Here is a 2215-nt window from a genome sequence, read left to right on the forward strand (position 1 = left end):
CGACCAAAAAAGTGGCGGCGCGTGAGAGCTTGCGCATTCAGGAGTCGAAAGTCATCAGTCTTGTTCATGATTTTTTTTGTAGCGGACGATCCGAACCTGAGCGCTTGTCTCAAGCTCCGCGAGCGCCTGGTACATGATCTCCAGTGCCCGCTCCGTGTGAAAGCTCCCCGAACCTGCGCCAATCACCGGAAACGCGACCGAAGCGAAGCCTTTCTCGTTGACAAGCGCCATCGCACTTCGTACTGACTCCCGGATAGAGAACTCCGATGCCCGCCAGAGCAGGTTGATTCCGGCGACATGGATGATGGCTTTGTAGGGAAGCTGCCCCGCCGCCGTTAGCACCGCGCTCCCCAGTGGCATCGGCCCAACGCTTGCCAGCTCATGAAACGGCTCATAGCCTGCTCGCTTCTTGATCGCCCCAGAGACGCCTTGGGGCAAGAGCAGCCACCACGGAATGACATTCCGGTTCCAGGCGTTGACAATGACTTCAACGGGCTGATCACAAATATCTCCCCAAACAAGCTCCGTTTTCATCCGTTGGGATCATCCAAAAGCATTTGTAGGCGGGTTGCTAGCTCTGCCGGGTATTTTGCCGTCCAGCTTTCATCAATTAACTCGACATCAATCAAGTCGCGTAGATGAACCCTGTCTTTGTCTCGAAATGCCGTGAGCTTGATCTGGACGAGGGCTTCGAGCGTGAGCACTTGAAACCGGTCGGCGCGGACAGAATCGGTGACATCGGGGTGGGGAAGAATGTCTTTCTCAAAAACACGCTCGTTGGCAAAGACAATATGCACGGCGTCGCGGGCCTTGGCATCGGGGCCATCCAGGAACATATCAATGCCGCGCACGTGCCGAAAGATAAACCCGACCGCTTCGAGAGCAATTTTTGCTTTTTCCAAATCACCACGCCGCAGGAGCATATCTACATCTTGAGTATTACGAACGGCGGCTTCATCAACTTTTGCAACCCAGGTGCCAACTGCATTTCCACCAATAATTGCATAGGCAATGCCTGCCAAATCCAGTGCTTCTGCAGCACGTAAGAGGCGTTCTTTTATTTTTTCCACGGCGCTAATCATCCTATCCAGCGAAAAATTGCCTGTGAGATGTAAGGGTGTTTTTGTCAGAACCATGTTCTAGCTCACGAAGTAGAACTCTCGCGAGGAGATCAGGGCCCACATTAAGTCCTGCGCGGCTTCGTCGCGCTTGGGGCTGGTGGTGAGGTGCGCGAGGGCGGCGGCGAGCTCTTTGTTGTCGGGGAGACGGCTGAGGGTTCGCAGATAGAGTTTTTTGATCAGCACGTCGTTGGCAAGCGTTTTGTCCGCGAGCAACGTGGCGACCGTTCCGGCGCGTGCTCGGACTTTCTGATCCACGTACGGCGAGTTCAGCACATGGAGCACCTGCACGAGCGTGGGCTCGTTCTTGGGCTCGAGCTCCGCAAGGAACTCGCGCTGGGAACGCCCAAAGCAGTCCATGAAGAACGAACCGACGGGCAGCGAGACCTGTGAGGCGCGCATCTCGGTGGGGAAGTCGCCGAAGCGCTCGGTACTGCCGGTGGCGAGGTTTAGATTGTCGAGGAGGATCTGACCGAGCATGGGGCGCGGATAGAAGTGGCTGAAGAACTGGTTGTCGAGCGCGTTGGTGGCGTTCACCTCGCTAGATGCCTGGTAGGTCTTGGAGTTGAAGATCGTGCGGATCGTGTGCTTGAGGTCGTACTTGTGATCCGTGAAGTCTTTCGCGAGTGCTTCCAAGAGACCCGGTACTGCCGAGGGAGTTGTGGCGCGCATGTCGTCCACGGGATGCACGACGCCACGGCCTAGATAGTGGCTCCAGACACGATTGACGGTGGCTTTGGCAAAGTACGGATTGTCCTGGCCCGTGACCCAGTCGGCCAGCAGGGCGACCACGTCGGGGCCAGTGCCATTTCTGCCCGGACGGAGACTTGTGGGATCCATCGGAGCGCTCGTTCCCAGAAGCGTCGGGGGCGCGTCTTTGCCCCGGTTCTTGCCAGTGACGCTCTGGTTATTGACACGTCCATTGGGGTTGTAGTAGATCTCCGACTCGCCATCCAGGTTGCCGTTGCGGGTGCCCACGCGGCCCATGAATGCGGCAAAATTCCAGTAGTCATCGGTGGTCCAGCGGTCAAACGGGTGCTTGTGGCAGCGGGCACAGGCCATGCGCTGGCCCAGAAATGCCTGTGCGGTCGTCTCCA

General features: G+C 57.3%; 3 protein-coding genes. All 3 read right to left on the bottom strand.

What is annotated here, in order from left to right; translation table 11 throughout:
* Nucleotides 1-54 precede the first annotated feature (54 nt).
* Nucleotides 55-534, bottom strand: coding sequence for a macro domain-containing protein (locus tag ACH2EH_RS03690; protein ID WP_395139083.1), 480 nt, complete (start codon nt 532-534; stop codon nt 55-57).
* Nucleotides 531-1070: a hypothetical protein gene (locus tag ACH2EH_RS03695; RefSeq protein ID WP_395139085.1), complete on the bottom strand. Its 540-nt coding sequence runs from the start codon at nt 1068-1070 to the stop codon at nt 531-533. The genes ACH2EH_RS03690 and ACH2EH_RS03695 overlap by 4 nt, the downstream gene beginning before the upstream one ends.
* A gap of 69 nt (nt 1071-1139) precedes the next feature.
* On the bottom strand, nt 1140-2215 hold a 1076-nt coding region (locus ACH2EH_RS03700), incomplete at its 5' end, for a DUF1553 domain-containing protein (RefSeq protein ID WP_395139087.1).

The organism is Armatimonas sp., assembly GCF_043760365.1.
GTDB lineage: Bacteria > Armatimonadota > Armatimonadia > Armatimonadales > Armatimonadaceae > Armatimonas.

Coding starts and splice junctions, on each gene's coding strand:
- ACH2EH_RS03690 (WP_395139083.1), bottom strand. CDS start 534: ATGAAAACGGAGCTTGTTTGGGGAGATATTTGTGATCAGCCCGTTGAA.